The sequence below is a fragment of the Bacillus sp. YC2 genome (genome assembly GCF_019891195.1).
Lineage (GTDB): Bacteria > Bacillota > Bacilli > Bacillales > Bacillaceae > Bacillus.
Genome location: NZ_JAHXDO010000016.1, coordinates 1 through 24493 on the forward strand (window position 1 = coordinate 1; position 24493 = coordinate 24493).

Sequence of the window (24493 nt, forward strand, 5' to 3'; positions counted from 1 at the left end):
TTGCTTCTTTTATGTCAACAACTTTTTTCATGTTGTTTTTGAAGCATTTTGTTGTCAGCTGTTCATCAGCGACGAATAATAATATACCATGCTTTCTCTTTATAAAGCAAGTATTTTTTCTTCATTTTTTTTAAAAGCCGTAAATCGTTATATTCATCAGTACAGCTACATACGATGTAAGCAAGCATGGACAAGATAAGGAGGCGTCATCAGTGAACCACTTCTATGTGTGGCATATTAAACGGATCAAACAGTTACTCATTATTGTCATCGCCGCATTTGCAGCAGCCAGCTTTTTTTATATACAGCGAGCCGTCCCTCTTCCCGTATTTTTAACTGCTAACGGTCCGAAGGCGATTTCTAAAGGCGAAACAACAGCCCGCGAAGTCGCACTTACATTTGATATAAGCTGGGGTGACGAGAAGGCCGTCCCGATTTTAAACGCATTAAAAGCAAACGGCATTAAAAACGCCACTTTTTTTCTGTCGGCATCTTGGGCGGAACGGCATCCTGATACTGTAGAACGCATTATAAAAGACGGGCATCAAATCGGAAGCATGGGATATGCGTATAAGAACTATGTCAATTTAGAGGATCAGGAAATAAAAAGAGATATCCTCCGCGCTCAGACAGCTTTTAAAAAATTAGGAGTAAAAGACGTGCACTTATTGCGCCCGCCTACCGGACAATTTAATAAAAAAGTCCTCACCATTGCTCAGCAGTACCGTTATACAGTTGTTCATTACAGCATTAACTCGCAGGACTGGACGAATCCCGGCCCTGATAAAATCATTGAAAATGTAAACAGCAAAATAAAAGGCGGCGACATCGTTCTCCTGCACGCCTCTGATTCCGCGACACAAACGGAAGAAGCATTACCCGCTATTATCCGCGAGTTAAAGGAAAAGGGATTAAAAAATGTGACAGTCGGTAATCTTATCGCAAATACCGACGTCAAATCTTCAGAGGTGAAATAGCTACCTCCGGGCAAACTTCGGGAGCATTAATAATTGGAATGCATTGCAGCCCATCAGCGGAATCAGCATTAAATAGAGCCAGTCCTCATTATTCACTCTTAAAGCAGGAACCCATTCAAGCGCCGTAATGACCACCATTAAAAACAATGATGAAACAAATGTATTTTTCGAGGACTGCTTTTGTTTTATATACGCCGTCATTAAACCAACCGCAAGCAGCGCCAGCGGCAGCCATACGAATCCTGCAATCGAATCATCCCGCTCGCCGAAAAATAAAAATCTGACATACATTAAATCAAAAGCAACAAACAGAATGATGAACAGCTGAAGCAAGTTCCATAGCGAGCTTGACCTTAGGATCTCCAATGCGAAACGGTGCACCGTTAAAAATACGAAGAAACCCATTTGGCTGATCACACTAAAGATCATCCCCACTCCAATAAACCAAATCAGAACGGAGAAAATCTGACCGGCTTCAAAATTCAAAAAGAACCCCTTATATTCTCCCCATTTCAGCGCAAATCCCACGACGCTTGTAATAAGAGCGCCAACAGCTAAAATCGAAAAGAAAAATCGAACGAGCCCGCGGCTTTTCATCTCTTATTCATCCCCCTGACAATCGCGTTCAGCGATATTTTGTTATGTATAAATCCATTCCGATGAATCATATTAAAAGTAAGAACAAGTATGGAAAGGAGCTTATGCATGTCAAAAGCCAAAACGCTATTGATAAGCTGTTTTGTTGTGTTATCTGTAACAGCTTGTGCTCCAAAAGACCAAGCAGCGGATATGGATTATGACCAAACTAAAAAAATGGTTGTCGATATATTAAAAACTGATGATGGAAAAAAAGCAATTAAGGAAATATTGAATGATGATGCGATGAATGAGGCATTGGTGATTGATCAGAATGCAATCAAAAGTACAATAGAGAAAACCCTCACCTCTAAAAAAGGCGCAGAGTTTTGGAAAACCATCTTTGAAGACTCAAAATTTGCGGAAAGCTTTGCTAAAACATTGCAGCCTGAGCATGAAAAAATTATCAAAAAACTGATGAAGGATCCCGATTACCAGAAAAGTTTCATGCAGATCATGCAAGACCCCGGAATGGACAAAAAATACAACGAACTGGCTAAAAGCCAAAAATTCCGCAGCTATTTAGAAGAAGTCATCACAGAGACCCTTTCCAGCCCGCTTTTCAAAAAACAATTCGAAGATGAATTGAAAAAAGCAGCTTCAAGCTCTGGAAAAGAAAGCCAATAAAAGACCGGGACCACATGATCCCGGTCCCCTTTTTACTGATCAGCAGCTGTTTTTTCAATCACTTTCTGAGCGATGCCCATATAAATGTCGCCGATCGGGTGGCTTCTGTCATACACAGACGGTGCAAACTGGTCTTTATCCCAATCAGGCTGTTTTAACGGAATTCGGCCGAGCAGCGGCACATTCAATTCCTCCGCCAGCTTATCTCCTCCGCCTTGGCCAAAGACATATTCTTTTTCACCGGTTTTTGCACTTTCGTAGTACGCCATATTTTCAATGACCCCTACAACTTCGTGATCCGTTTTGATTGCCATTGAACCTGCTCTGGCTGCTACAAATGCAGCTGTAGGATGCGGCGTTGATACGATAATCTCCTTACAGCTAGGAAGCATCGTATGAACGTCCAGCGCAACATCTCCCGTGCCAGGAGGCAAGTCAAGAACGATATAATCTGCGTCTCCCCAATCAACCTCATGAAAGAAATTGTTCAGCATCTTGCCGAGCATCGGGCCTCTCCAGACAACCGGGGCGTTTTCTTCCACGAAAAATCCCATCGACATAACCTTTACTCCAAACCTTTCGACAGGGAGAAGTTTTTCTCCTTCCACTGTCGGACGAACCGTGATGCCCATCATATCAGGCACACTGAAGCCATATATATCAGCATCAATCAATCCGACTTTTTTGCCGAGCCGCGCAAGAGAAATTGCCAAGTTGACAGATACGGTGGATTTGCCGACACCGCCTTTTCCGCTCGCTACCGCAAGAAAGACCGGCGGATGGTCTCTATTCAGCAGAGTTTTGCTTTCAGCTGCCGGCTGGCTGAATTTCGCCAATATTTCCTGCGGCAATTCTTCAAACCGAAGTCCGACAGTTTCTGCTCCCGCTTCTTTAAGAACGGACACGATTTCCTGCTGAATATTCATTTGTTCAGCCGTCCCCGTTTTAGCCAATGCGACTTTCACACTGACGTGCCGTTTTTCCTGCTTTACCTTTACTTCCTTAACAGCATCCAATTCTCCCAGAGGTCTATGAAGAAAAGGTTCGCGCATTTTTCCGACTAGATTTCTTACTTCATCTTCTCTTATCATCGAACCCTCACCCTTTGTGTATTCGTTTACAAATGGTATTATACCATATATTAAATGCAGAATCGGCGAAAAACCCTCCTTACTCCGGAGGGTCTCCTTTCTCTGTAAAGTATCTCAATACGCCTTTATACACAGAGGATGCGATTTTATCCTGGTATTTAGGCTGGCCGAGCTTCTTGGCTTCTCCAGGATTGGATAAAAATCCGACCTCCACGAGCGCTCCCGGCTTTGTCACATTTTGCATTAGATAAATGCCGTGTATCCGTTTGGCCTTCCTTGTCGTATTCTCCAAATTGATTCTCAGCTCGTCTTGGATATATTTTGCCACTTTTTCATTTTCTTCGTATTTTCCATAGTAAAAACTTTGCGCTCCGCTCCATTTCGGCGACGGTATAGCATTTAGATGAATGCTGACGTAAAGCTCTGCCTCTGAATGGTTGATGAGTTCTACGCGTTTTCTCAGATCTTCCGCTTTGCGTCTGCTGTACCCTTTCATTCCTTCAGGGGCTAAGTCTGTATCAGTTTCTCTCGTCATCACGACCAGTGCACCCTGTTCCTGCAAATAGTCCCTTACCCTTGATGCCACCTCCAGCGTAATATCCTTTTCCAGCTTATTTCCTCCCACCGCGCCTCCATCCGGTCCGCCGTGTCCCGGATCAAGATAAATGATTTTCCCGCTCAGCGGCAGGCTCCACGGCCTCCAGGAATCATCATTATGAAATTGAAATCGAAATAAAAACAATAATATGATAAAGCCAAGTAAAAAACCGAGCCATTTCAGCTTTTTTCTCATACCTTTCCCTCCCGCTTGTCCCCGTTATTAATAAATATGGGACAGGGGCAGAAATTATGATTACCTCATGCGGAGCTTACATTGTTTTTCTCTTTCCAGAAATCCTTCCGTCCACCAGCTTTTAATAAATCGGCATGACGCTTCGTATATCTCCCTTTGTTCAATGGATGAGTACTGTTCATGCGTCCAACTGCAAAGATATTCAAAAAAGTCGAAACTCAATTCTTCTTCTTCCTTTGCGGACCGGGCATTAGCCCTTTGCATAGACTCCCCATAATAACCGAAGACGCCGAATCGGCCGCCTAATAAATACGCTTCAATCGCAAAATCAATGCATCCCTCACTCAGAATTCCTTTTTCGTCCTGCAGAAAGGGAAATAACGGGGTCAGACACGCTTTAACGGATTGGATAATTTTTGTAAGGGAAAGTTCCTTGAGTAAATTCTTCTCAAACTCAAAATCCTTCTGCCGTTTCACATCTAAAAAAGATAATACCTCTGCCATTGCCATGCACGCTCCTTTTTACTGTTATTTTGAAGTAAAAAGGAAAAAGCATGCTTTGTTGATAGTGGAAATGCTCCCAAATGAAGGAGTTTCATGATAAATAAAAGAATAAAGAGCAGAGGTGATGGTTATGAAAAAGCTGTTTCAATACAATTGGACGGTGCGGGATGAGTGGTTTAGGGTATGTGAGAAGCTGAGCCTAGAAGAGCTGACGAAACCGCGGACAGGCGGAATGGGGAGCATCTTGCGGACCTTGTTTCATATCATCGACGTCGAGCTCAGCTGGGCGCGTGCAATTTTAGGTAAAGATGATGTTTTACCCGTTGATTCTGATTTTACAAGCATTGAGGATCTCAGAAAGCTTTCTGAACAATATCGGGAGGATGTCATTGATGCAGTCTCCGGCAGAGGAGTTGATCTCGTTAAGCCGGGTTGGATGAACCAAACCTTTTCTAAAGAAGATATTCTCCGCCACATTCTTGCGCATGAAATTCACCATATGGGACAGCTGTCGGTTTGGGCCAGAGAAATCGGGATAGAGCCGGTTTCAGCTAATGTGATCAGCCGCCCGCGTCAGAAAGCCGCAAAAAAACAGCATCTCTGAAGGGATGCTGTTTTTTATAACTTTATGCTTCTTGTCACGGAATACGTATTAATGTATTCATCCAATACAAAACCGCCCTTGTCCTCATAAAATCCGGAAACCATGAAGCCCGCATCAATTTGGCCCTTTATTTGATCTTCTAACGAATGTCCGAATTCAAGCGCTTCTTTATTTTCAATAAGTTCCTTTACCTTTTCCTCTGTTAAATCCTTTTCGTCAGCAAATGGAATGGAATACTTTACTTTTAACACACCTTCCTGCTCCAGATCCATATCGAATAAAAACACGACAGGATTCACAAATCCGGAAACCAAAGTGCCGCCTTTTTTCAGCACACGATAGGCTTCTTTCCAGACAGGAAGGATATCATCAATAAAGCAATTTGATACCGGATGCACGATAAAATCAAATGTCTCATCATCAAAACAGCTAAGATCATTCATGCTGCCTTTCACAGTCCGGAGAGTCAGCCCCTCCCGCTCAGCGACCTTCCTGTCCTGTGCAAGCTGTTTTTCCGAATTATCGAATACGGTGACATCAGCTCCCGCAGCAGCCAGCACCGGGCCTTGCTGTCCTCCTCCTGAAGCGAGACAAAGAACTTTCAAACCATCTGGAGAAGGGAACCACTCCCTCGGAACATCCTTTCCGGGAGTCATTCTGATGCTCCAATTGCCCTTTTTTGCATTTTCAATAATACGTGAGTCAACAGCAACCGTCCATTCATTGCCCAATTCCACTTTTTTATCCCATGCCTTGCTGTTATGTATGACTAACTTATTCATTTATAACTGCGCTCCTTACTCTTAATGAATAGGGTATAACAAACAATTCTAGAAGAACGTTGAATACCCTTTAACAAATGAAAAAAATATACAAAAAAGCCACAACAATGAAGTTGTGGCTTTTGATTCCAAAACGATTAACGTTTTGAGAATTGAGGTGCGCGACGAGCGCCTTTAAGACCGTATTTTTTACGTTCTTTCATTCTTGAATCACGAGTAAGAAGTCCAGCGCGTTTAAGCGTCAAACGGTACTCCGGATCTGCTTCAAGAAGCGCACGAGCGATACCGTGACGGATAGCGCCAGATTGTCCGGCGAAGCCGCCGCCTTTAACGTTTACTAAAACATCATAGCTTCCAGCTGTTTCAGTAAGTGTTAACGGTTGTTTAATATCTTCGATTAATGCTTCAGATGGAATGAAATCAGTGATTTCACGATTATTAACGACGATACGGCCTTCTCCTGGAACTAAGCGAACACGCGCTACAGAGCTTTTACGACGGCCAGTACCGTAATATTGAACCTGTGCCAAATTGGTAACCTCCCTTTTAATTAACCGCGAAGTTCGTAAACTTCAGGCTGTTGTGCTTGGTGTGGATGCTCAGAACCACGGTATACGTTCAATTTCTTGAACATTTGACGACCTAGAGAACCTTTTGGAAGCATGCCTTTGATAGCAAGCTCAAGCATTTTCTCAGGGTAGTTTGTACGCATTTCAAGAGCAGTTCTTGATTTCAGACCGCCTGGGTGCATAGTGTGACGGTAGTAGATTTTATCAGTTAACTTTTTACCAGTTAACTCGATTTTTTCAGCGTTGATGATGATCACATGATCTCCAGTATCAACGTGCGGTGTGTAAGTCGGTTTGTGTTTTCCGCGAAGGATAGATGCAACTTCTGTAGAAAGACGTCCTAAAGTCTTGCCTGCTGCATCAACAACTAACCACTTGCGTTCAATAGTACTTGCGTTAGCCATAGGTGTTGTACGCATTTAATTCCCTCCTAAATGATCTGTCATTTTTTCATAAACTTCTGTTACGTTCTATTTCACAACACAATAAGTTCCGGGGCTTATCGTGGGGTTGAAATACATACCATATGATATCTTATAACTTTATGCAGACTCTGTCAAGAAAATGTTACACCTGGTTTAGTTGTCATAGCAAACGCTCCATAAATACAGCCCGTGTCCCGGTGCGGTGCGCCCTGCGGCTTCACGATTCTTCGCTTCCAGCATCGCTTTTACATCCTCAGGAGAAAATTTCCCAGCTCCTGTTTCCAGTAAAGTTCCGGCAATAATTCTGACCATATTATAGAGAAACCCGTTTCCCGCGATCCTCATTTGCAGGCCGTCCTCCGTTTCGGTCCAGTCCAGCTCATAAATTGTCCTGACTTTATCCTGAACCGCAGTGTCAGCCGCGCAAAAGCTTGTAAAATCATGTGTTCCTATGAGATAGCCCGAAGCCTCTCTCATTTTCTGCACATTGAGCTGATATGCAAAATGGTAAGCGTAATGCCGTTTAAATACGTCCGGGTGTTTCTCCGTATATACAAAGTAGCGATATTCCTTTTGGACTGCGCTAAATCGTGCATGGAACCCATCATCCGTAATTTCTGCTGTTTTGACGGCAATATCATCAGGAAGCAGTGCATTCAGCGCAAACGGCCATTTCTCAGCCGGAATAGACAGCGGCGTATCAAAATGAATGACCTGTCCTGCTGCGTGAACATCGCTGTCCGTCCGCCCTGACGAGACAACAGGCACTCTGTCTTCTGATTTGTGAATGACGGCCAGCGCCTTTTCGAGTTCATTCTGAACGGTCCGTTTTCCGGGCTGAATCTGATATCCGTTAAATAAATGACCGTCATAAGCAATGGTACATTTCATTCTCATACAGCAGCACCTCTAACTTCTTAAGAAAAACAATAAAGCGGCTAATACAATAAGGATCAGGATCGCTCCGGTATCCTTTCCGCTCCAGACAAGCTTTCTGTATTTCGTTCGTCCTTCGCCGCCCTGATATCCTCTCGCCTCCATGGCAACCGCGAGCTCTTCCGCGCGTTTAAAGGCGCTGACAAAAAGTGGGACGAGCAGCGGAACAACCGCTTTTATCCTGTCTTTCACAGGACCGCTGGTAAAGTCTGCTCCCCTCGCCATTTGCGCCTTCATGATCTTATCTGTTTCTTCCATCAGCGTCGGGATAAACCGCAATGAAATCGACATCATCAGAGCGAGCTCGTGAACGGGAAGCTTTACCTTTTTAAAAGGGTTCAGCAGCCGTTCCATACCGTCAGTGATTTCGATCGGCGTCGTTGTTAACGTCAGCAGCGTAGTCATGAAAATGAGGTAAACAAAACGGAGAGAAATAAAGATCCCCTGAACAAGTCCTCCCTCATATACTTTAAACCAGCCAAACTGAACAAGCACAGGCCCTTCATGCGTCATGAAAATATGCAGTAAAAACGTAAACGCCACAATCCAGATAATCGGTTTAAGCCCCTTCAGCAAAAATCCGAACGGCACACGTGTTAAAGCGATAACTCCGAAAGTAAATAAACCAAGCAAGGCATAGGTCTGCACATTATTTGCCAAGAAAACGATACATACAAACAGAAAAATGCTGACAAGTTTTGTTCTCGGATCCAGGCGGTGAATAAGCGATGATCCGGGAACATACTTACCGATAATCATGCTATCCATCATTGGTCTTTTTCCTCCTGAAAGAGAGCCTTAATTTCAGCAGCAGCATCTTGAAGCGTCAGCATGGGCTCCTTAAATGCTATTCCCAGCGAGGCCTCCAGCCGTCTCTGAAATTTGATCGTTTCCGGGAGATCCAGACCCATCTCAGCCATTTCTTCATCATTGGCAAACAAATCACGCGGACTTCCCGTCGCTTTAATGGTTCCTTTATGCATGACGATCATCTCGTCAGCGTAGCGGGCCGCGTCCTCCATACTATGGGTAACGAGGACGGTTGTCAGATTGCCTCGCTGATGAAGCTCATAAAACATGTCCATAATCTCCTGGCGCCCTCTCGGATCAAGACCTGCCGTCGGCTCGTCCAAAACCAGAACTTCCGGTTCCATCGCGAGAACGCCGGCGATCGCCACTCTGCGCATCTGCCCTCCGCTCAATTCAAACGGAGACCGATCCAAGATCTCAGCAGGAAGACCCACAAGCTGCAGCATCTCTTTTGCCTTCCGTTCAGCCGCCTCTTTTTTGACCCCGAAATTAATAGGGCCGAACGAGATATCCTTCAGCACGGTTTCCTCAAACAGCTGATGTTCGGGGAATTGGAAAACGATTCCGACTTTTTTCCGCAAGGCCTTAAGATCTTTATTCTTTTTACCGGCTTCCAGAGTCGTTCCGCCAAGCTCCAGCTGTCCTTTTGTAGGTCTCAGCAAACCGTTTAAATGCTGCAGAAGCGTTGATTTACCTGACCCTGTATGGCCGATGACGGCAACATAGCTGCCCTCTTTGATCACAGCATTGATATCATACAGAGCAAGACGTTCAAACGGCGTCTTGATTTGGTAGCGATGTTCTACATCTTTGATTTTAATGTCCACAGCTCATTCACCAGCCCTTCCTGAGTCAGATGGTTTTCTTTCAAAGCCAGTCCGCTTTCTTTCAAAAGCAGGCTGAGCTGGAATGAGAAAGGCAAATCAAGACCGATTCGAACCAAGTCTTCATTTAATTGAAAAATCTCTTCAGGCGAGCCCTCGGCATACTTTCTGCCGCCATTCATAACAATGATTCTGTCCGCCTTTGCGGCTTCATTCAGGTCGTGTGTAATCGAAATGACAGTGGCCATGCCCTGATCCTTTAAGCTCCTTACAGTATCAAGGACTTCTTCTCTCCCAACCGGGTCAAGCATTGATGTCGCTTCATCCAAGATCACAATATCAGGACGCGCAGCAATAACTCCCGCGATCGCAACTCTTTGTTTTTGGCCTCCGGAGAGATGGTGCGGCTCTTGATCAAGAAAATCCTGCATATTTACTTGTTTGACTGCCCAGTCTACTCTCTCAATCATTTCTTCCCGCGGGACACCATTGTTTTCTAAACCAAAAGCCACATCATCGCGAACCGTTGTTCCGACAAATTGGTTATCGGGATTTTGAAAGACCATCCCTATCTTTTTTCGGACATCCCATACGGAATCCTCCGTCAGTTTGATGCCGCCGACCTGGATGTCTCCTGCCTCAGGCAGAATCAAGCCGTTCAGCGCCCGGGCCAGTGTCGATTTACCTGAACCGTTATGACCTACGATGGCAAGCCATTCTCCTTCATATACCTGCAAAGATACACCGTCAAGCGCCGGCCTTTCTGCGTCTTTGCGGTAGCGGAATATGATGTCCTTTACTGATATGAGCTGTTTTTGATCCATGGGTGCCTGACCTCCTCTCAGCTATAGCTCTGCTTTTCTATCTCTTTATAAAAAGTTGTTGTATCTAAAAAAAGGGCATAGATCCAGTTAGAAACTGTCCCGCCCTTCTTTAGATACACAAAAATATGTGATTAAACCAATTCGATGATTGCCATTGGTGCACCGTCACCACGGCGAGGACCAAGCTTCATAATACGTGTGTATCCGCCTTGGCGCTCCTCATAACGAGTTGCAATGTCAGAGAATAATTTTTGAAGTGCATCTTGGTTATTTTCTTCATTAGCAACCTCGTTGCGAATGTATGCAGCTGCTTGACGACGAGCATGCAAGTCACCGCGCTTACCAAGAGTGATCATCTTTTCAACAACAGAGCGAAGTTCTTTCGCACGTGTTTCAGTTGTTTCAATTCTTTCGTTGATGATCAAATCTGTTGTAAGATCACGAAGCATAGCTTTACGCTGTGAACTCGTACGTCCTAGTTTTCTGTATGACATGTGATGTCCCCTCCTTTAATGGAATGCTGTTTCTAAATAAAAAACACACGAAAATCCTAGTTCACATGGAAACTAGTCAATCGTCTTTGCGAAGGCCGAGTCCAAGTTCTTCTAGTTTCGCTTTCACTTCTTCAAGTGATTTGCGTCCCAGGTTGCGAACTTTCATCATATCTTCTTCCGTCTTGTTCGCAAGTTCTTGAACCGTGTTAATGCCCGCACGCTTCAAGCAGTTGTAAGAACGGACAGAAAGATCGAGTTCCTCAATCGTCATTTCAAGAACTTTTTCTTTTTGATCCTCTTCTTTTTCAACCATGATTTCAGCATGCTGAGCTTCGTCAGTTAAACCAACGAATATATTAAGGTGTTCAGTTAAAATCTTTGAACCGAGTGCAATTGCTTCCTTCGGTCCAGTGCTTCCGTCAGTCCAAACATCAAGTGTAAGTTTGTCATAGTTTGCAACCTGGCCTACACGAGTGTTTTCTACTTGATAAGATAAACGAGAAACTGGCGTAAAGATTGAATCGATCGGAATCACGCCGATTGGCTGATCGTCTCTTTTGTTTGAATCAGCAGGCGTATACCCACGTCCTCTTTGAGCGGTAAGGCGAACTCGGAAACTCGCATTCTCACCAAGAGTCGCGATATGAAGATCCGGATTCAGGATTTCAACATCACTATCGTGTGTAATATCAGCTGCTGTTACAGTTCCTTCGCCCTGTACATCAATTTCAAGCGTCTTCTCTTCATCAGAGTAGATTTTCAATGCAAGCTTTTTAATGTGCAAGATAATCGTTGTAACATCTTCCACAACGCCTTCGATTGTCGAGAATTCGTGCAGTACACCATCTATCTGGATCGATGTTACAGCGGCACCAGGGAGTGAGGATAAGAGGATACGACGTAAGGAGTTACCCAGAGTTGTACCATATCCACGCTCAAGCGGCTCTACGACAAACTTACCAAATTTGGCATCGTCGCTGATTTCAACCGTTTCGATTTTTGGTTTTTCAATCTCGATCATTACTTAAAACCCTCCTTCAAAACGTCGAAACCTCGAATAGAATCATATGAGATTCCATCCGAAATTCCCCATTGTTTAGTCCCGTATGTGCTCAGGCAACGAGTCGGTGCATTCGTTTCATAAATAACTGTATCATAACCCATTATTGACAGGGACACAAAATCTATACAAACAAATTACACGCGGCGACGTTTAGGTGGACGGCATCCATTATGAGGAACAGGAGTTACGTCTCTGATAGCTGTAACTTCAAGTCCGGCAGCTTGTAGAGCGCGGATTGCAGCTTCACGGCCAGAACCTGGTCCTTTAACAGTTACTTCAAGAGTTTTAAGTCCGTGTTCGATTGAACCTTTAGCAGCAGTTTCAGCAGCCATTTGCGCAGCGAAAGGAGTAGATTTACGAGAACCTCTGAATCCTAGAGCACCGGCACTTGACCAAGAAATAGCATTACCATGAGTATCAGTGATCGTAACGATCGTGTTGTTGAAAGTTGAACGAATATGAGCAATTCCAGCCTCAATATTCTTTTTCACGCGGCGTTTACGCGTGTTTTGTTTACGAGCAGCAGCCATTGTTTAGGTACCTCCCTTACTTATTTTTTCTTGTTAGCTACAGTACGACGCGGACCTTTACGAGTACGCGCGTTGTTTTTAGAGTTTTGTCCGCGAACAGGTAAGCCGCGACGATGACGGATTCCGCGGTAGCTTCCGATTTCGATCAGACGCTTAATGTTAAGAGAAACTTCACGGCGAAGGTCACCTTCTACTTTCAGTTTGTCAATAACATCACGGATTTTACCAAGTTCTTCTTCAGTAAGATCACGCACACGAGTATCTTCTGAAACACCAGCCTCTTTCAAGACTTGCTGAGCCGTTGTGCGGCCAATTCCGAAGACATATGTTAAAGAAATAACAACACGTTTGTCACGTGGGATATCTACACCAGCAATACGAGCCATTCTCTGGGCACCTCCTTATTAATTATCCTTGTTTTTGTTTATGCTTTGGATTTTCACAGATCACCATTACTTTGCCTTTTCTGCGAATAACTTTACATTTTTCGCAGATTGGTTTAACTGATGGTCTCACTTTCATGTGTTTCCAACCTCCTTCAGTTTCCGGAGTGCTTTATTTGTAACGGTACGTAATCCTGCCACGAGTTAAGTCATATGGAGATAATTCTACCGTAACTTTGTCTCCAGGTAAAATGCGAATGAAGTGCATGCGGATTTTACCAGATACGTGAGCCAAAACCGTATGGCCGTTTTCAAGTTCAACTTTGAACATCGCGTTCGGCAACGTTTCGACTATCGTACCTTCCACTTCAATTACATCGTCTTTCGCCATTCAAGTGTTCTCCCTTCTTCAAATCAGTAACTTGCTCTCTGACAAATTTCAAAAGAGAAAATCTCAGTTATCCGTTTGTCACACGCCCTGTTTCGTTTATACTGTTCTGAACTTCCGGAGATACGCAATCATAAAGGGTTAATGATTGATATTCGTTTTCTAAGGAGAATGAAATGTACGCTTTTCTCCGTCTGCTATTAGTACATGCGATGAATACTCATTCCAATGACAGCAGCTAGCTGGTTTTTCTTCCGACCAATTGTAAACGTACAATCTGCCCCGGTGCGGAGAGAAAAACATGTGTCACGGAAATCCTTTCATCACCTAGACTTTTGTCAGTATATCAAAACCCGTTTCCGTAATCGCAATCGTGTGTTCAAAATGAGCACACTTTTTCCCATCTACCGTTACAACCGTCCAGTTATCAGCCAATGTTTTCACATAACGGCTGCCAGCGTTAACCATCGGTTCTATAGCGAGAACCATACCAGGCTTCAGCCTAGGTCCTTTGTTTGGCGGACCGTAATGAGGAATTTGCGGATCCTCATGCAAGTCTTGACCAACACCATGTCCGACATACTCCCTAACAACTGAAAACTGCTCATTTTCGACATACGTTTGTATTGCGTGGGAAATATTCGACAAACGTTCACCTGGTTTTGCTTCCCTCAAGCCTTTATATAAAGACTCCTCTGTCACTTCCAGCAGTCGTTTATCATCATCACTGATGTTTCCTACCGGATAAGTCCAAGCAGAGTCACCATGATAACCATTTAATTTAGCACCGATATCAATACTGATAATATCACCGTCACGCAAAACCCGTTTACCGGGAATTCCGTGAACGAGTTCTTCATTAACTGATACACAGATGCTCCCGCGAAACCCATTATACCCCTTAAAAGATGGGATTGCACCCTGCTTCTGAATAAAACGTTCGGCAATTTGATCCAATTCTTTTGTCGAGATTCCTGGTTTAATGTGCTTTTTCATCTCTTCATGAGTCAAAGCCACGATTCGCCCTGCTTCCCGCATGATACCAAGCTCGCGAGGGGTCTTACAGATAATCATTTGCTCAATCCTCCAAGAAGCTCCTTCACATCTTTGTAAACGTCTTTGATGTCCTGCTGGCCATTGACGTTGACAAGATACCCTTTCTCAGAATAGAAATCGAGTAAAGGCTGAGTTTGCTTCATGTTGACCTCAAGCCGTTTTGAGACGGTTTCCTCATTATCATCTGCCCGTTGATAAAGGTCTCCTCCGTCTTTATCACAAATACCCGGCGTTTTCGGCGGATTAAAAACTAAATGATAGGTTGTGCCGCAAACACTGCAAATTCTGCGTCCAGTCAAACGTTCCATTAAAGAGTCTTTATCTACTTTAATGTTAATGACATAATCAATCGGTTTGCCGTATTCCTCAAGAATTGCTTCAAGAGCTTCAGCTTGAGCGACTGTTCGCGGAAATCCGTCCAGAAGAAAACCTCTTTCACAATCATCTTTGCCAAGTCTTTCTTTGACAATGCCGATTGTGACTTCGTCAGGTACGAGCTCTCCCTTATCAATATAAGATTTTGCTTCGAGTCCGAGTGGCGTTTCTTCTTTCATAGCAGCACGGAACATATCTCCTGTTGAGATATGAGGTATCCCATAATCCTCAACAATTCGTTCTCCCTGTGTGCCTTTGCCGGCTCCAGGAAGTCCCATTAAGACTAAGTTCATTTCGGATTTCCCCCGTCCTCTCTTATTTAGAGGAATGGATAAAACCAGTTCCTCTAATTTTTCATAAATCCTCGGTAATTACGTTTCACCAACTGGCTCTCCAGCTGCTTCATTGTCTCCAAGGCTACCCCGACGACAATTAACAATGATGTTCCGCCAATTTGTGCACTTTGAGGCAATCCAGCGAATTGAATGAAAAAGATAGGAAGAATGGAAATCACGGCTAAGAATATAGAACCCACAAACGTAAGTCGATACAAAATGCTCGTAATTCTATCTTGAGTCATTTTCCCTGGACGAACCCCCGGGATATAGCCACCTTGTTTTTTAAGGTTATCAGCCATTTGTTCAGGATTTACCTGCACAAAAGCATAGAAGTACGTAAAGGCAATAATTAAGACGACATAAACCGTCATACCCACCGGATGTGTGTTGTCAAAGTTGGCTTGAATCCACTTTGTCACATCGTTTGTTCCGAAAAATGACGCGATTGTCCGCGGCGTTATAAGAAACGCTACCGCAAAGATTACCGGAATAACCCCTGCCGGATTCACTTTAAGCGGAAGGTGTGTTGACTGGCCTCCGCCAGCAGGTGAACGACCTGTGCCTTTTGCATATTGAATAGCGATTTTACGGACGGCTTGCTGAATGAAAATAACTCCAACAATAACGGCCAGGATCGCAATCACCAATAAAGCGATTTTCACAATATGAATAAACAGCTGATCGCTGCTGCCGACAAATTGAGTCTCATAAATTTGCCCAACAGTTTTCGGAATACTAGCCACAATCCCCGCGAAGATGATGATCGAAATTCCGTTACCTACTCCATTAGAAGTAATTTGTTCTCCAAGCCACATTAAAAAAGCAGTTCCGCCAGTGAGTACTAAAGCAATAATCAGATATGTCGATATGCCGGATTTTTCAATCAGCATACCGTTCGCCAAGTTATTAAACCCGTATGACATACCCAACGCCTGGATAAATCCAAGCACAATTGTAAAATATCTCGTGAACTGAGCTAATTTACGGCGGCCTACTTCACCTTGCTTAGACCACTCGGTAAACTTCGGCACCACATCCATCTGAAGCAGCTGAATGATGATGGAAGAAGTGATGTAAGGAGTAATTCCCATCGCGAAAATGGAGAATTGATAAAGCGCACCGCCGCCAAATGTATTAAGGAGATCAAAAACTCCCATTGAACTCTGTGTCTGTAACGCCTGAGCGTTAACATAAGGCACAGGGATAAACGCACCTATGCGAAAGACGATAAGCATGAGTAATGTAAATATGATTTTATTCCGAATATCACTCACACGCATAAAGTTGGAGATTGTCTTAAACAAGTTAGATCACCTCAGCTGTACCGCCAGCAGCTTCAACAGCTTCTTTCGCAGAAGCAGAGAATTTATTGGCTTTTACAGTTAATTTTTTCTCTAATTTACCGTTGCCAAGAATCTTTACTCCTGCTTTAAGTTTGCTAATAACACCAGTCTCAAGAAGAAGTTCAGGAGTGACTTCCGTTCCTTCCGCAAAACCGTTCAATTTGTCTACGTTCACTACAGCGTATTCCTTACGGTTGATGTTTGTAAAACCGCGTTTAGGAAGACGTTGGAATAAAGGCATTTGTCCCCCCTCGAATCCTGGGCGTACACCGCCGCCAGAACGAGCGTTTTGACCTTTGTGACCTTTACCAGCTGTTTTACCGTTACCAGAACCAATACCACGACCTACGCGATTGCGCGTTTTACGTGAACCTTCTGAAGGCTTTAATTCATGAAGTTTCATTAGGACACCTCCTTAGCCTATAGTTTATTTTTATTGTTCTTTAACAGAAACTAGATGAGATACTTTATTAATCATACCGCGGATCGCAGCGTTATCTTCGTGAACAACAGTTTGGTTTGTTTTCTTTAAACCTAATGTTCTCACAGTAACGCGCTGATCTTCCGGACGACCGATTACACTGCGTTTGAGGGTAATTTCTAATTTAGCCATTAATGTTCCCTCCTTATCCTAACAGTTCTTCTACTGATTTTCCACGAAGCTTCGCAACATCTTCTGCACGTTTAAGCTCACTTAAACCTTGAAGTGTTGCACGGATCATGTTGATCGGTGTGTTAGAACCTAAAGACTTAGAAAGGATATCAGCTACGCCAGCAAGCTCAAGTACCGCACGTACAGGGCCTCCAGCGATAACTCCAGTACCTTCAGAAGCAGGTTTCAACAAGATATTGCCTGCACCGAAACGTCCGATGATTTCGTGTGGAATCGTAGTTCCAACCATTGGTACTTCAATCAAATTCTTTTTCGCATCTTCAACAGCTTTGCGGATTGCTTCAGGTACTTCTTGTGCTTTACCAGTACCGAAACCTACGTGACCGTTTTTGTCACCGACAACGACTAGAGCTGCGAAACGGAAACGACGACCACCTTTAACAACTTTCGCTACGCGGTTAACCGTAACTAAGCGTTCTTCTAACTCTAATTTGCTTGGGTCAATACGACGCATAATCATGTGTCCCTCCTTTTTTTATTAAAATTTCAGTCCGGCTTCACGAGCTGCATCGGCCAGAGCTTTTACACGTCCATGGTATAAGTATCCGCCGCGGTCAAATACTACGTCAGAAACGCCTTTTTCAACAGCGCGTTTCGCAACCAGTTCACCGACTTTAGCAGCAGCAGCGCTGTCTCCAGTGCTTTCCACGTTCAAATCTTTATCGAGAGTAGACGCACTAACAAGTGTAACGCCGTTTGCATCATCGATGATTTGAGCATAAATGTGTTTGTTTGAACGGAACACATTCAGACGAGGTCTTTCAGCTGTGCCTGAAAGTTTAGCACGAACACGAGCATGTCTTTTTTGACGAGCAGCATTTTTGCTAGTTTTCGTAATCATCTAAGGTCACTCCTTTCTTCACTTTAAGCGGTCTTACTTAGCAGATTTACCTTCTTTACGGCGAACAACTTCACCTTCGTAGCGAATTCCTTTACCTTTGTAAGGCTCTGGAGAACGTACAGCGCGGATGTTAGCAGCGATTGCTCCTACGCGTTCTTTGTCTGTACCTTTTACCACTACTTTTGTTTGAGAAGGAACTTCGATTTCGATGCCCTCTTCAGGAACGATTTCAACCGGGTGAGAGTATCCAACGTTTAAAACAAGTTTGTTACCGGATTTAGCCGCACGATAACCGACACCGACTAATTCCAAACCTCTTTCAAATCCTTTAGATACGCCTTCAACCATGTTTCCAAGCAGACTGCGAGTCGTACCATGCAAAGCACGGTGCTCCTTATGATCAGAAGGACGAGCGACTGTAAGCACGTTGTCCTCAATTTTAATTTCCATATCAGGATGGAATGTACGAGTTAATTCTCCTTTTGGTCCTTTCACAGCTACAGTGTTGCCAGCGTTCAGCGTTACTGTAACTTCTGAAGGGATCTCAAGCAGTTTCTTACCTACACGAGACATACTAAAACACCTCCATTCTTGTTAAACTTCTTACCAAACATATGCTAGTACTTCTCCACCAGCTTGTTTCGCACGGGCTTCTTTGTCCGTTAAAACACCTTGTGATGTAGAAATAATCGCGATTCCAAGACCGTTAAGTACGCGAGGTACTTCATTTGATTTAGCGTATACACGCAAACCTGGTTTGCTGATTCTTTTAAGACCAGTGATAACGCGCTCGTTGTTTTGTCCGTATTTCAAGAAAACGCGGATGATGCCTTGTTTGCTGTCTTCTACGAACTCTACGTCACGAATGAAACCTTCACGCTTTAAAATGTCAGCAATTTCTCTTTTCAATTTAGAAGCAGGAATTTCAAGCTTCTCATGACGTACCATGTTTGCATTACGAATACGAGTCAGCATATCTGCAATTGGATCTGTCATAACCATTATATAATTACCTCCTTCCCTTTCTTGGGGATTACCAGCTGGCTTTTTTCACGCCAGGAATTTGTCCTTTATATGCAAGCTCACGGAAACAAATACGGCAAAGTTTAAATTTACGAATGACTGAGTGCGGACGTCCGCAGCGTTCACAGCGAGTGTACTCTTGCACTTTAAACTTTGGTGTACGTTGTTGTTTCGCAATCATTGACTTTTTAGCCACGATTTCGCCTCCCTTTCATTGATTATTTCTGGAACGGCATACCTACTTGAGTTAATAGCTCACGAGCCTCTTCGTCAGAGTTAGCAGTCGTTACGATAACGATGTCCATTCCGCGAACCTTTGTTACTTTATCGTAGTCAATTTCAGGGAAGATTAACTGTTCTTTAATACCAAGAGTGTAGTTGCCGCGACCGTCGAAAGATTTCTTAGAAATCCCGCGGAAGTCACGCACACGCGGTAAAGATACAGAAATAAGTTTATCAAGGAAATCATACATGCGCTCTCCGCGAAGAGTTACTTTCGCACCGATAGGCATTCCCTCACGAAGACGGAATCCAGCAATTGATTTCTTCGCACGAGTAACGACAGGTTTTTGACCTGCGATAAACGTTAATTCTTCAACAGCACTGTCGATTGCTTTCGCGTTTTGAACAGCATCACCAACACCCATGTTGATTACGATTTTTTCGATTTTTGGCACCTGCATAACAGAGTCGTAGTTGAACTTCGTCATTAAAGCAGGTGAAATTTCTTTATTGTACTTTTCTTTAAGGCGGTTCATGAGATAGACCTCCCTTCCTTTAAATACTATTTATCTAAGACTTGCCCAGATTTTTTTGCTACACGAACTTTTTTGCCATCTTCCACTTTGTATCCTACGCGAGTCACTTCACCTGTTTTAGGATCGAGCGGCATAACGTTTGATACATGAATTGGCGCCTCTTGATTAGAAATACCGCCTTGAGGGTTTGCTTGAGTCGGTTTAGAGTGTTTCTTCACCATGTTCACACCTTCAACTAAAACGCGGTCCTTTTTAGGGAAAGCAGCAAGGATCGTACCTTGTTTGCCTTTATCTTTACCAGAGATAACCATTACTTTATCGCCTTTTTTCACATGCATCCTGATCGCACCTCCTTGACTAAGGCATTTATTTCATTAGATAACTTCTGGAGCTAGAGAAACAATTTTCATGAAGTTGTTTTCACGTAATTCACGAGCAACCGGTCCGAAGATACGAGTTCCACGCGGGCTCTTGTCGTCACGGATGATAACACATGCATTCTCATCGAAGCTGATGTATGATCCGTCAGTTCTGCGTGCTCCGCTTTTTGTGCGAACGATAACAGCTTTTACGACTTCACCTTTTTTGACAACGCCTCCTGGTGTTGCTTGTTTAACCGTGCAAACAATTACATCACCAATGTTAGCCGTTTTGCGCCCAGAACCGCCAAGAACTTTAATAGTCAGTACTTCACGTGCACCAGAGTTGTCAGCTACTTTTAAACGAGTCTCTTGTTGAATCATTTTTTGTTACCTCCCTTCGGAAAAAGAATTCCGAACTTTATTAGATAATAACAGCTTCTTCGACAACTTCTACTAGACGAAAACGTTTAGTCGCAGATAATGGACGAGTTTCCATGATCTTTACGATGTCTCCGATTTTAGCTTGATTATTTTCATCATGTGCTTTTAATTTCTTTGAGTATTTTACGCGTTTACCGTAAATAGGGTCTTTCTTGTATGTTTCAACAACAACAGTGATGGTTTTATCCATTTTGTCTGAAACAACACGACCTTGGTAAACTTTGCGTTGGTTACGTTCGCTCATGCTCACGACCTCCCCTCAGTGATTATTTGTTAGCAGCAATTTCTCTTTCACGAATCACAGTTTTCATGCGCGCGATAGCTTTGCGCACTTCACGAATGCGAGCAGTGTTTTCAAGTTGTCCTGTCGCTAATTGAAAGCGAAGATTGAAAAGTTCTTCTTTAAGAGACTTTACTTTTTGTTCAATTTCAGCAGTGGTAAGGTCACGAATTTCATTAGCTTTCATTTGATTCACCACCAATTTCTTCACGTTTTACGAACTTCGTTTTAATTGGCAATTTGTGAGATGCAAGACGAAGAGCTTCACGAGCTACCTCTTCAGACACACCAGAAATTTCAAATAAAACTTTGCCCGGTTTTACAACAGCTACCCAGCCTTCAGGAGCCCCTTTACCGGAACCCATCCGTACCTCAAGCGGTTTAGCAGTGTAAGGTTTTGAAGGGAAAATTTTAATCCAAACTTTACCGCCACGTTTCATGTAACGAGTCATCGCAATACGTGCAGCTTCGATTTGGCGGTTAGTGATCCAAGATGCTTCAAGAGCCTGGATACCGAACTCACCAAAATGTACTTCAGTACCGCCTTTAGCGCGACCGCGCATTTTCCCGCGATGCTCTCTGCGATATTTAACGCGTTTTGGTAATAACATATTATTTTCCTCCTTCCTCAGTTTTCTTCTTAGTAGGAAGAACCTCTCCACGATAGATCCAGACTTTTACACCGAGCTTACCGTAAGTTGTGTCAGCTTCAGATGTTGCATAGTCAATGTCAGCACGCAATGTGTGCAATGGAACAGTTCCTTCACTGTAGTATTCAGAACGAGCGATGTCAGCTCCGCCAAGACGTCCGGAAACCATTGTTTTCACACCTTGTGCTCCAGCACGCATTGTGCGTTGGATTTGTTGTTTCTGCGCACGGCGGAAAGAAATACGGTTTTCTAGTTGACGAGCGATGTTGTCAGCTACTAGCTGAGCATCAAGATCAGCTCTTTTGATTTCAAGAATGTTAATGTGTACACGCTTGCCAGTAAGGCTGTTAAGGGCTTTACGAAGTGCTTCAACTTCAGATCCGCCTTTACCGATTACCATACCAGGCTTAGCAGTGTGGATCGTAATGTTAACGCGGTTTGCTGCACGCTCGATTTCTACTTTAGAAACAGAAGCGTCAGAAAGGCGTTTGCTAATGTATTCACGAATTTTTAAATCTTCGTGCAGGAAGTCAGCGTAATCTTTACCAGCGTACCACTTAGATTCCCAATCACGAATGACTCCGATACGAAGACCGACTGGATTTACCTTTTGACCCACTACTTATCCCTCCTTCTTTTCTGATACAACGATTGTAATGTGGCTCGTACGTTTGTTGATTTGGCTAGCACGTCCCATAGCACGCGGGCGGAATCTTTTTAACGTTGGGCCTTCGTCAACAAATGCTTGAGAAATAACCAGATTGTTAGCGTCCATTTCATAGTTGTGCTCAGCATTTGCGATAGCAGATTTTAAAACTTTTTCGATGATTGGAGAAGCAGCTCTCGGAGTTAAGTTCAAGATAGATACTGCTTCGCCTACTTGCTTACCTCGAATCAGGTCCATTACTAGACGTGCTTTACGAGGAGCAATACGGACTGTTCTTGCAACAGCTTTAGCTTGCATTTAAAAGCCTCCTCTCTTAGCGTCTTGTTTTTTTATCGTCACTAGCGTGGCCTTTGTACGTACGAGTTGGAGCGAATTCACCCAACTTGTGGCCTACCATATCTTCAGAAATGAATACAGGCACGTGTTTACGTCCGTCATAGACTGCGATTGTGTGACCGATAAATTGTGGGAAAATAGTTGAACGGCGAGACCAAGTTTTTACAACTTGTTTCTTGTCCGTTTCATTTAATTTCTCGATTTTTGTCATCAAGTGTCCATCGACAAATGGTCCTTTTTTCAAGCTGCGAGCCATTTTGGAACCTCCCTTCGTGATTGCACTACGGTCCGATATGAACCGTAGACAACCCCGTTATTTATTTTTACGACGACGTACGATAAATTTATCAGATTTGCTCTTTTTCTTACGTGTCTTGAATCCAAGAGTCGGTTTGCCCCATGGAGACATTGGTGATTTACGTCCGATTGGCGCGCGTCCTTCACCACCACCGTGCGGGTGATCGTTAGGGTTCATTACAGAACCGCGGACTGTAGGGCGGATGCCTTTCCAGCGTGAGCGTCCTGCTTTACCAATGTTGATAAGTTCGTGCTGTTCGTTACCTACTTGACCGATAGAAGCGCGGCAAGCAGAAAGGATCATGCGAACTTCACCAGAGTTAAGACGTACAAGAACGTATTTACCTTCTTTACCAAGAACCTGAGCAGATGTACCAGCAGAACGTACAAGCTGTCCGCCTTTACCAGGTTTTAATTCAATGTTATGCACAACTGTACCAACAGGGATGTTGATAAGCGGAAGTGCGTTACCTACTTTGATGTCAGCTTCTGGGCCAGACATGATTTCAGTACCTACTTGAATTCCTTTAGGAGCAAGAATGTAACGCTTTTCTCCGTCTACATAGTTGATTAGTGCGATGTTAGCTGAACGGTTTGGATCGTATTCAACTGTAGCAACGCGTCCAGGTATACCATCTTTATCGCGTTTGAAGTCGATAACACGGTATTGACGTTTGTGTCCGCCACCTTGGTGACGTACAGTCAATTTACCTTGGTTGTTACGTCCGCCTTTTTTGTGAAGGGGAGCAAGCAAGGATTTTTCCGGCTGGTCAGTCGTGATTTCAGCAAAATCTGAAGTTGTCATGCCACGACGTCCGTTAGAGGTCGGTTTATACTTTTTAATCGCCATTTTGAATTTCCCTCCTTCTTTTTACAGATAATTAAGCTTCAAAAATTTCGATTTCTTTGCTGTCTGCAGTAAGTTTTACGATCGCTTTTCTGCGACGGCTAGTCATACCAGTATAGCGGCCGACACGTTTTGATTTCCCTTTGTAGTTCATGATGTTGACTTTGTCAACTTTCACTCCAAAGATACTTTCAACCGCATCTTTCACTTCTGTTTTATTAGCTCTTACATCAACTTCAAAAGTATATTTTTTTTCAGTCATTAAATCAGCAGAACGTTCAGTAATGACGGGGCGCTTAAGAACATCACGAGGATCTTTCATTATGCAAGCACCTCCTCTACTTTTTCAACCGCAGCTTTCGTAATCAGAAGCTTCTCGTGGTTGACAACGTCTAGCACGTTGATTCCGTTAGCTTGAACAACAGTAACTCCAGGGATATTACGAGCAGAAAGAGATACTGCTTCGTTTGCATCCGCAGTTACGATTAAAGCTTTTTTCTCAACAGACAATCCTTTAAGGACAGCTGCCATTTCTTTCGTTTTAACCGTATCAAGAGTAAGATCTTCAAGAACAATGATGTTGTTGTCATTCACTTTAGAAGACAATACTGATTTGATTGCCAAGCGGCGAACTTTTTTAGGTAATTTATAAGAATAGCTGCGTGGTGTTGGGCCGAATACGACACCACCTCCGCGCCATTGCGGTGAACGGATAGAACCTTGACGGGCACGACCTGTACCTTTTTGACGCCATGGTTTACGACCTCCGCCGCGTACTTCAGAACGATTTTTTACTTTATGAGATCCTTGACGTAAGGAAGCTCTTTGCATAAGAATAGCGTCGAATACTACGCTCTCATTTGGCTCAATTCCAAATACAGAAGCGTTTAATTCGATATCACCAGCAGTAGAACCGTTTTGGTTGTATAATGCTACTTTTGGCATG

General features: G+C 43.6%; 42 protein-coding genes. 3 read left to right on the plus strand and 39 right to left on the minus strand.

The window, feature by feature from the left end:
- Positions 1–212: 212 nt before the first annotated feature.
- Positions 213–977, plus strand: a complete 765-nt coding sequence (gene pdaB, locus KY305_RS18085) for a polysaccharide deacetylase family sporulation protein PdaB (RefSeq protein ID WP_223063712.1) — start codon at positions 213–215, stop codon at positions 975–977.
- Here pdaB and kbaA read toward each other — a convergent pair whose 3' ends face one another.
- Complete coding sequence (gene kbaA / locus KY305_RS18090; RefSeq protein WP_214803938.1) at positions 978–1574, minus strand: KinB-signaling pathway activation protein; 597 nt, start codon at positions 1572–1574, stop codon at positions 978–980.
- 108 nt (positions 1575–1682) lie between these two features.
- On the opposite strand from kbaA, the gene gerD reads away from it, so the two are divergent.
- Positions 1683–2240, plus strand: coding sequence for a spore germination lipoprotein GerD (gene gerD / locus KY305_RS18095; protein ID WP_214803936.1), 558 nt, complete (start codon positions 1683–1685; stop codon positions 2238–2240).
- Positions 2241–2272: 32 nt separating this feature from the next.
- Here the strand turns inward: gerD and KY305_RS18100 are convergent, their stop codons facing one another.
- From KY305_RS18100 to KY305_RS18110, 3 genes are all read right to left on the minus strand, one after another.
- Positions 2273–3331 carry an Mrp/NBP35 family ATP-binding protein gene (locus tag KY305_RS18100; protein ID WP_223063713.1) on the minus strand — a complete coding sequence of 353 codons (1059 nt, stop codon included), beginning with the start codon at positions 3329–3331 and terminating at the stop codon, positions 2273–2275.
- A 79-nt stretch (positions 3332–3410) separates the two neighbouring features.
- On the minus strand, positions 3411–4124 hold the full coding sequence (cwlD, locus tag KY305_RS18105; RefSeq protein ID WP_223063714.1) for an N-acetylmuramoyl-L-alanine amidase CwlD: 714 nt from the start codon (positions 4122–4124) through the stop codon (positions 3411–3413).
- 60 nt (positions 4125–4184) lie between these two features.
- Positions 4185–4628, minus strand: coding sequence for a DUF2521 family protein (locus tag KY305_RS18110; protein WP_223063715.1), 444 nt, complete (start codon positions 4626–4628; stop codon positions 4185–4187).
- Positions 4629–4758: 130 nt separating this feature from the next.
- Between KY305_RS18110 and KY305_RS18115 the strand changes: the two genes are divergently transcribed.
- Positions 4759–5232, plus strand: coding sequence for a DinB family protein (locus tag KY305_RS18115; protein WP_223063716.1), 474 nt, complete (start codon positions 4759–4761; stop codon positions 5230–5232).
- Positions 5233–5246: 14 nt separating this feature from the next.
- Here the strand turns inward: KY305_RS18115 and KY305_RS18120 are convergent, their stop codons facing one another.
- The 35 genes from KY305_RS18120 to rplD all read right to left on the minus strand — a co-directional run bounded on the left by KY305_RS18120 (position 5247) and on the right by rplD (position 24492).
- Entirely contained in the window at positions 5247–6014 is a 768-nt protein-coding gene (locus KY305_RS18120) for a class I SAM-dependent methyltransferase (protein ID WP_223063717.1), read from the minus strand.
- 137 nt (positions 6015–6151) lie between these two features.
- Entirely contained in the window at positions 6152–6544 is a 393-nt protein-coding gene (gene rpsI, locus KY305_RS18125) for a 30S ribosomal protein S9 (RefSeq protein WP_061521269.1), read from the minus strand.
- Between the two features lie 20 nt (positions 6545–6564).
- A complete protein-coding gene (gene rplM, locus KY305_RS18130) occupies positions 6565–7002 on the minus strand; it encodes a 50S ribosomal protein L13 (RefSeq protein ID WP_013350824.1) in 438 nt (145 codons plus the stop codon).
- Between the two features lie 159 nt (positions 7003–7161).
- Positions 7162–7905 (minus strand): tRNA pseudouridine(38-40) synthase TruA, encoded by a 744-nt coding sequence (gene truA / locus KY305_RS18135; protein ID WP_223063718.1) that lies wholly within the window; start codon positions 7903–7905, stop codon positions 7162–7164.
- A gap of 12 nt (positions 7906–7917) precedes the next feature.
- On the minus strand, positions 7918–8715 hold the full coding sequence (locus KY305_RS18140; RefSeq protein WP_223063719.1) for an energy-coupling factor transporter transmembrane component T family protein: 798 nt from the start codon (positions 8713–8715) through the stop codon (positions 7918–7920).
- Entirely contained in the window at positions 8712–9581 is an 870-nt protein-coding gene (locus tag KY305_RS18145) for an energy-coupling factor ABC transporter ATP-binding protein (protein ID WP_223063720.1), read from the minus strand. The genes KY305_RS18140 and KY305_RS18145 overlap by 4 nt, the downstream gene beginning before the upstream one ends.
- The gene (locus tag KY305_RS18150) at positions 9557–10402 is read right to left on the minus strand and encodes an energy-coupling factor ABC transporter ATP-binding protein (RefSeq protein WP_223063721.1); all 846 of its coding nucleotides are present in this window, start codon (positions 10400–10402) and stop codon (positions 9557–9559) included. Before KY305_RS18150 ends, KY305_RS18145 begins: the two co-directional genes overlap by 25 nt.
- Positions 10403–10533: 131 nt before the next feature.
- The gene (gene rplQ, locus KY305_RS18155) at positions 10534–10896 is read right to left on the minus strand and encodes a 50S ribosomal protein L17 (protein ID WP_003156550.1); all 363 of its coding nucleotides are present in this window, start codon (positions 10894–10896) and stop codon (positions 10534–10536) included.
- A gap of 76 nt (positions 10897–10972) precedes the next feature.
- Positions 10973–11917, minus strand: a complete 945-nt coding sequence (locus KY305_RS18160; protein ID WP_003156549.1) for a DNA-directed RNA polymerase subunit alpha — start codon at positions 11915–11917, stop codon at positions 10973–10975.
- Between the two features lie 176 nt (positions 11918–12093).
- Positions 12094–12489: a 30S ribosomal protein S11 gene (gene rpsK, locus KY305_RS18165; protein WP_223063722.1), complete on the minus strand. Its 396-nt coding sequence runs from the start codon at positions 12487–12489 to the stop codon at positions 12094–12096.
- 20 nt (positions 12490–12509) lie between these two features.
- Complete coding sequence (gene rpsM, locus KY305_RS18170; RefSeq protein ID WP_003156545.1) at positions 12510–12875, minus strand: 30S ribosomal protein S13; 366 nt, start codon at positions 12873–12875, stop codon at positions 12510–12512.
- Between the two features lie 22 nt (positions 12876–12897).
- Positions 12898–13011: a 50S ribosomal protein L36 gene (gene rpmJ / locus KY305_RS18175; RefSeq protein WP_003156543.1), complete on the minus strand. Its 114-nt coding sequence runs from the start codon at positions 13009–13011 to the stop codon at positions 12898–12900.
- Positions 13012–13044: 33 nt separating this feature from the next.
- Entirely contained in the window at positions 13045–13263 is a 219-nt protein-coding gene (infA, locus tag KY305_RS18180; protein WP_003156508.1) for a translation initiation factor IF-1, read from the minus strand.
- A gap of 324 nt (positions 13264–13587) precedes the next feature.
- A complete protein-coding gene (gene map, locus KY305_RS18185) occupies positions 13588–14334 on the minus strand; it encodes a type I methionyl aminopeptidase (RefSeq protein WP_223063723.1) in 747 nt (248 codons plus the stop codon).
- A complete protein-coding gene (locus KY305_RS18190) occupies positions 14331–14984 on the minus strand; it encodes an adenylate kinase (RefSeq protein WP_214803914.1) in 654 nt (217 codons plus the stop codon). The genes map and KY305_RS18190 overlap by 4 nt, the downstream gene beginning before the upstream one ends.
- Positions 14985–15037: 53 nt before the next feature.
- Positions 15038–16333 carry a preprotein translocase subunit SecY gene (gene secY, locus KY305_RS18195; protein ID WP_214803912.1) on the minus strand — a complete coding sequence of 432 codons (1296 nt, stop codon included), beginning with the start codon at positions 16331–16333 and terminating at the stop codon, positions 15038–15040.
- Position 16334: 1 nt separating this feature from the next.
- Positions 16335–16775, minus strand: coding sequence for a 50S ribosomal protein L15 (rplO, locus tag KY305_RS18200; protein WP_061521278.1), 441 nt, complete (start codon positions 16773–16775; stop codon positions 16335–16337).
- A 30-nt stretch (positions 16776–16805) separates the two neighbouring features.
- Entirely contained in the window at positions 16806–16985 is a 180-nt protein-coding gene (rpmD, locus tag KY305_RS18205) for a 50S ribosomal protein L30 (RefSeq protein ID WP_003156497.1), read from the minus strand.
- A 13-nt stretch (positions 16986–16998) separates the two neighbouring features.
- Positions 16999–17499: a 30S ribosomal protein S5 gene (gene rpsE, locus KY305_RS18210; RefSeq protein ID WP_003328273.1), complete on the minus strand. Its 501-nt coding sequence runs from the start codon at positions 17497–17499 to the stop codon at positions 16999–17001.
- 24 nt (positions 17500–17523) lie between these two features.
- Positions 17524–17886, minus strand: a complete 363-nt coding sequence (gene rplR / locus KY305_RS18215; protein ID WP_061521279.1) for a 50S ribosomal protein L18 — start codon at positions 17884–17886, stop codon at positions 17524–17526.
- A gap of 33 nt (positions 17887–17919) precedes the next feature.
- Entirely contained in the window at positions 17920–18459 is a 540-nt protein-coding gene (gene rplF, locus KY305_RS18220; protein ID WP_214803910.1) for a 50S ribosomal protein L6, read from the minus strand.
- Between the two features lie 30 nt (positions 18460–18489).
- Positions 18490–18888, minus strand: coding sequence for a 30S ribosomal protein S8 (gene rpsH / locus KY305_RS18225; protein ID WP_003156489.1), 399 nt, complete (start codon positions 18886–18888; stop codon positions 18490–18492).
- Between the two features lie 31 nt (positions 18889–18919).
- On the minus strand, positions 18920–19105 hold the full coding sequence (gene rpsN, locus KY305_RS18230) for a 30S ribosomal protein S14 (protein ID WP_003156488.1): 186 nt from the start codon (positions 19103–19105) through the stop codon (positions 18920–18922).
- A 22-nt stretch (positions 19106–19127) separates the two neighbouring features.
- Positions 19128–19667: a 50S ribosomal protein L5 gene (gene rplE, locus KY305_RS18235; protein WP_003156487.1), complete on the minus strand. Its 540-nt coding sequence runs from the start codon at positions 19665–19667 to the stop codon at positions 19128–19130.
- A 26-nt stretch (positions 19668–19693) separates the two neighbouring features.
- A complete protein-coding gene (rplX, locus tag KY305_RS18240; protein ID WP_003156486.1) occupies positions 19694–20005 on the minus strand; it encodes a 50S ribosomal protein L24 in 312 nt (103 codons plus the stop codon).
- A 36-nt stretch (positions 20006–20041) separates the two neighbouring features.
- Entirely contained in the window at positions 20042–20410 is a 369-nt protein-coding gene (gene rplN / locus KY305_RS18245) for a 50S ribosomal protein L14 (protein WP_017695830.1), read from the minus strand.
- A gap of 40 nt (positions 20411–20450) precedes the next feature.
- On the minus strand, positions 20451–20714 hold the full coding sequence (gene rpsQ / locus KY305_RS18250; protein ID WP_016935900.1) for a 30S ribosomal protein S17: 264 nt from the start codon (positions 20712–20714) through the stop codon (positions 20451–20453).
- 22 nt (positions 20715–20736) lie between these two features.
- On the minus strand, positions 20737–20937 hold the full coding sequence (gene rpmC, locus KY305_RS18255; RefSeq protein WP_003156482.1) for a 50S ribosomal protein L29: 201 nt from the start codon (positions 20935–20937) through the stop codon (positions 20737–20739).
- On the minus strand, positions 20927–21361 hold the full coding sequence (gene rplP, locus KY305_RS18260) for a 50S ribosomal protein L16 (protein WP_003225801.1): 435 nt from the start codon (positions 21359–21361) through the stop codon (positions 20927–20929). Before rplP ends, rpmC begins: the two co-directional genes overlap by 11 nt.
- Position 21362: 1 nt before the next feature.
- A complete protein-coding gene (rpsC, locus tag KY305_RS18265) occupies positions 21363–22019 on the minus strand; it encodes a 30S ribosomal protein S3 (RefSeq protein ID WP_003328281.1) in 657 nt (218 codons plus the stop codon).
- A 3-nt stretch (positions 22020–22022) separates the two neighbouring features.
- Positions 22023–22364 (minus strand): 50S ribosomal protein L22, encoded by a 342-nt coding sequence (gene rplV / locus KY305_RS18270; RefSeq protein ID WP_003156475.1) that lies wholly within the window; start codon positions 22362–22364, stop codon positions 22023–22025.
- A gap of 16 nt (positions 22365–22380) precedes the next feature.
- Positions 22381–22659, minus strand: coding sequence for a 30S ribosomal protein S19 (rpsS, locus tag KY305_RS18275; protein WP_003156472.1), 279 nt, complete (start codon positions 22657–22659; stop codon positions 22381–22383).
- Between the two features lie 57 nt (positions 22660–22716).
- The gene (gene rplB, locus KY305_RS18280) at positions 22717–23550 is read right to left on the minus strand and encodes a 50S ribosomal protein L2 (RefSeq protein ID WP_061521283.1); all 834 of its coding nucleotides are present in this window, start codon (positions 23548–23550) and stop codon (positions 22717–22719) included.
- 31 nt (positions 23551–23581) lie between these two features.
- On the minus strand, positions 23582–23869 hold the full coding sequence (gene rplW / locus KY305_RS18285) for a 50S ribosomal protein L23 (protein ID WP_003156467.1): 288 nt from the start codon (positions 23867–23869) through the stop codon (positions 23582–23584).
- Complete coding sequence (gene rplD, locus KY305_RS18290; protein ID WP_003156466.1) at positions 23869–24492, minus strand: 50S ribosomal protein L4; 624 nt, start codon at positions 24490–24492, stop codon at positions 23869–23871. Before rplD ends, rplW begins: the two co-directional genes overlap by 1 nt.
- Position 24493 lies beyond the last annotated feature (1 nt).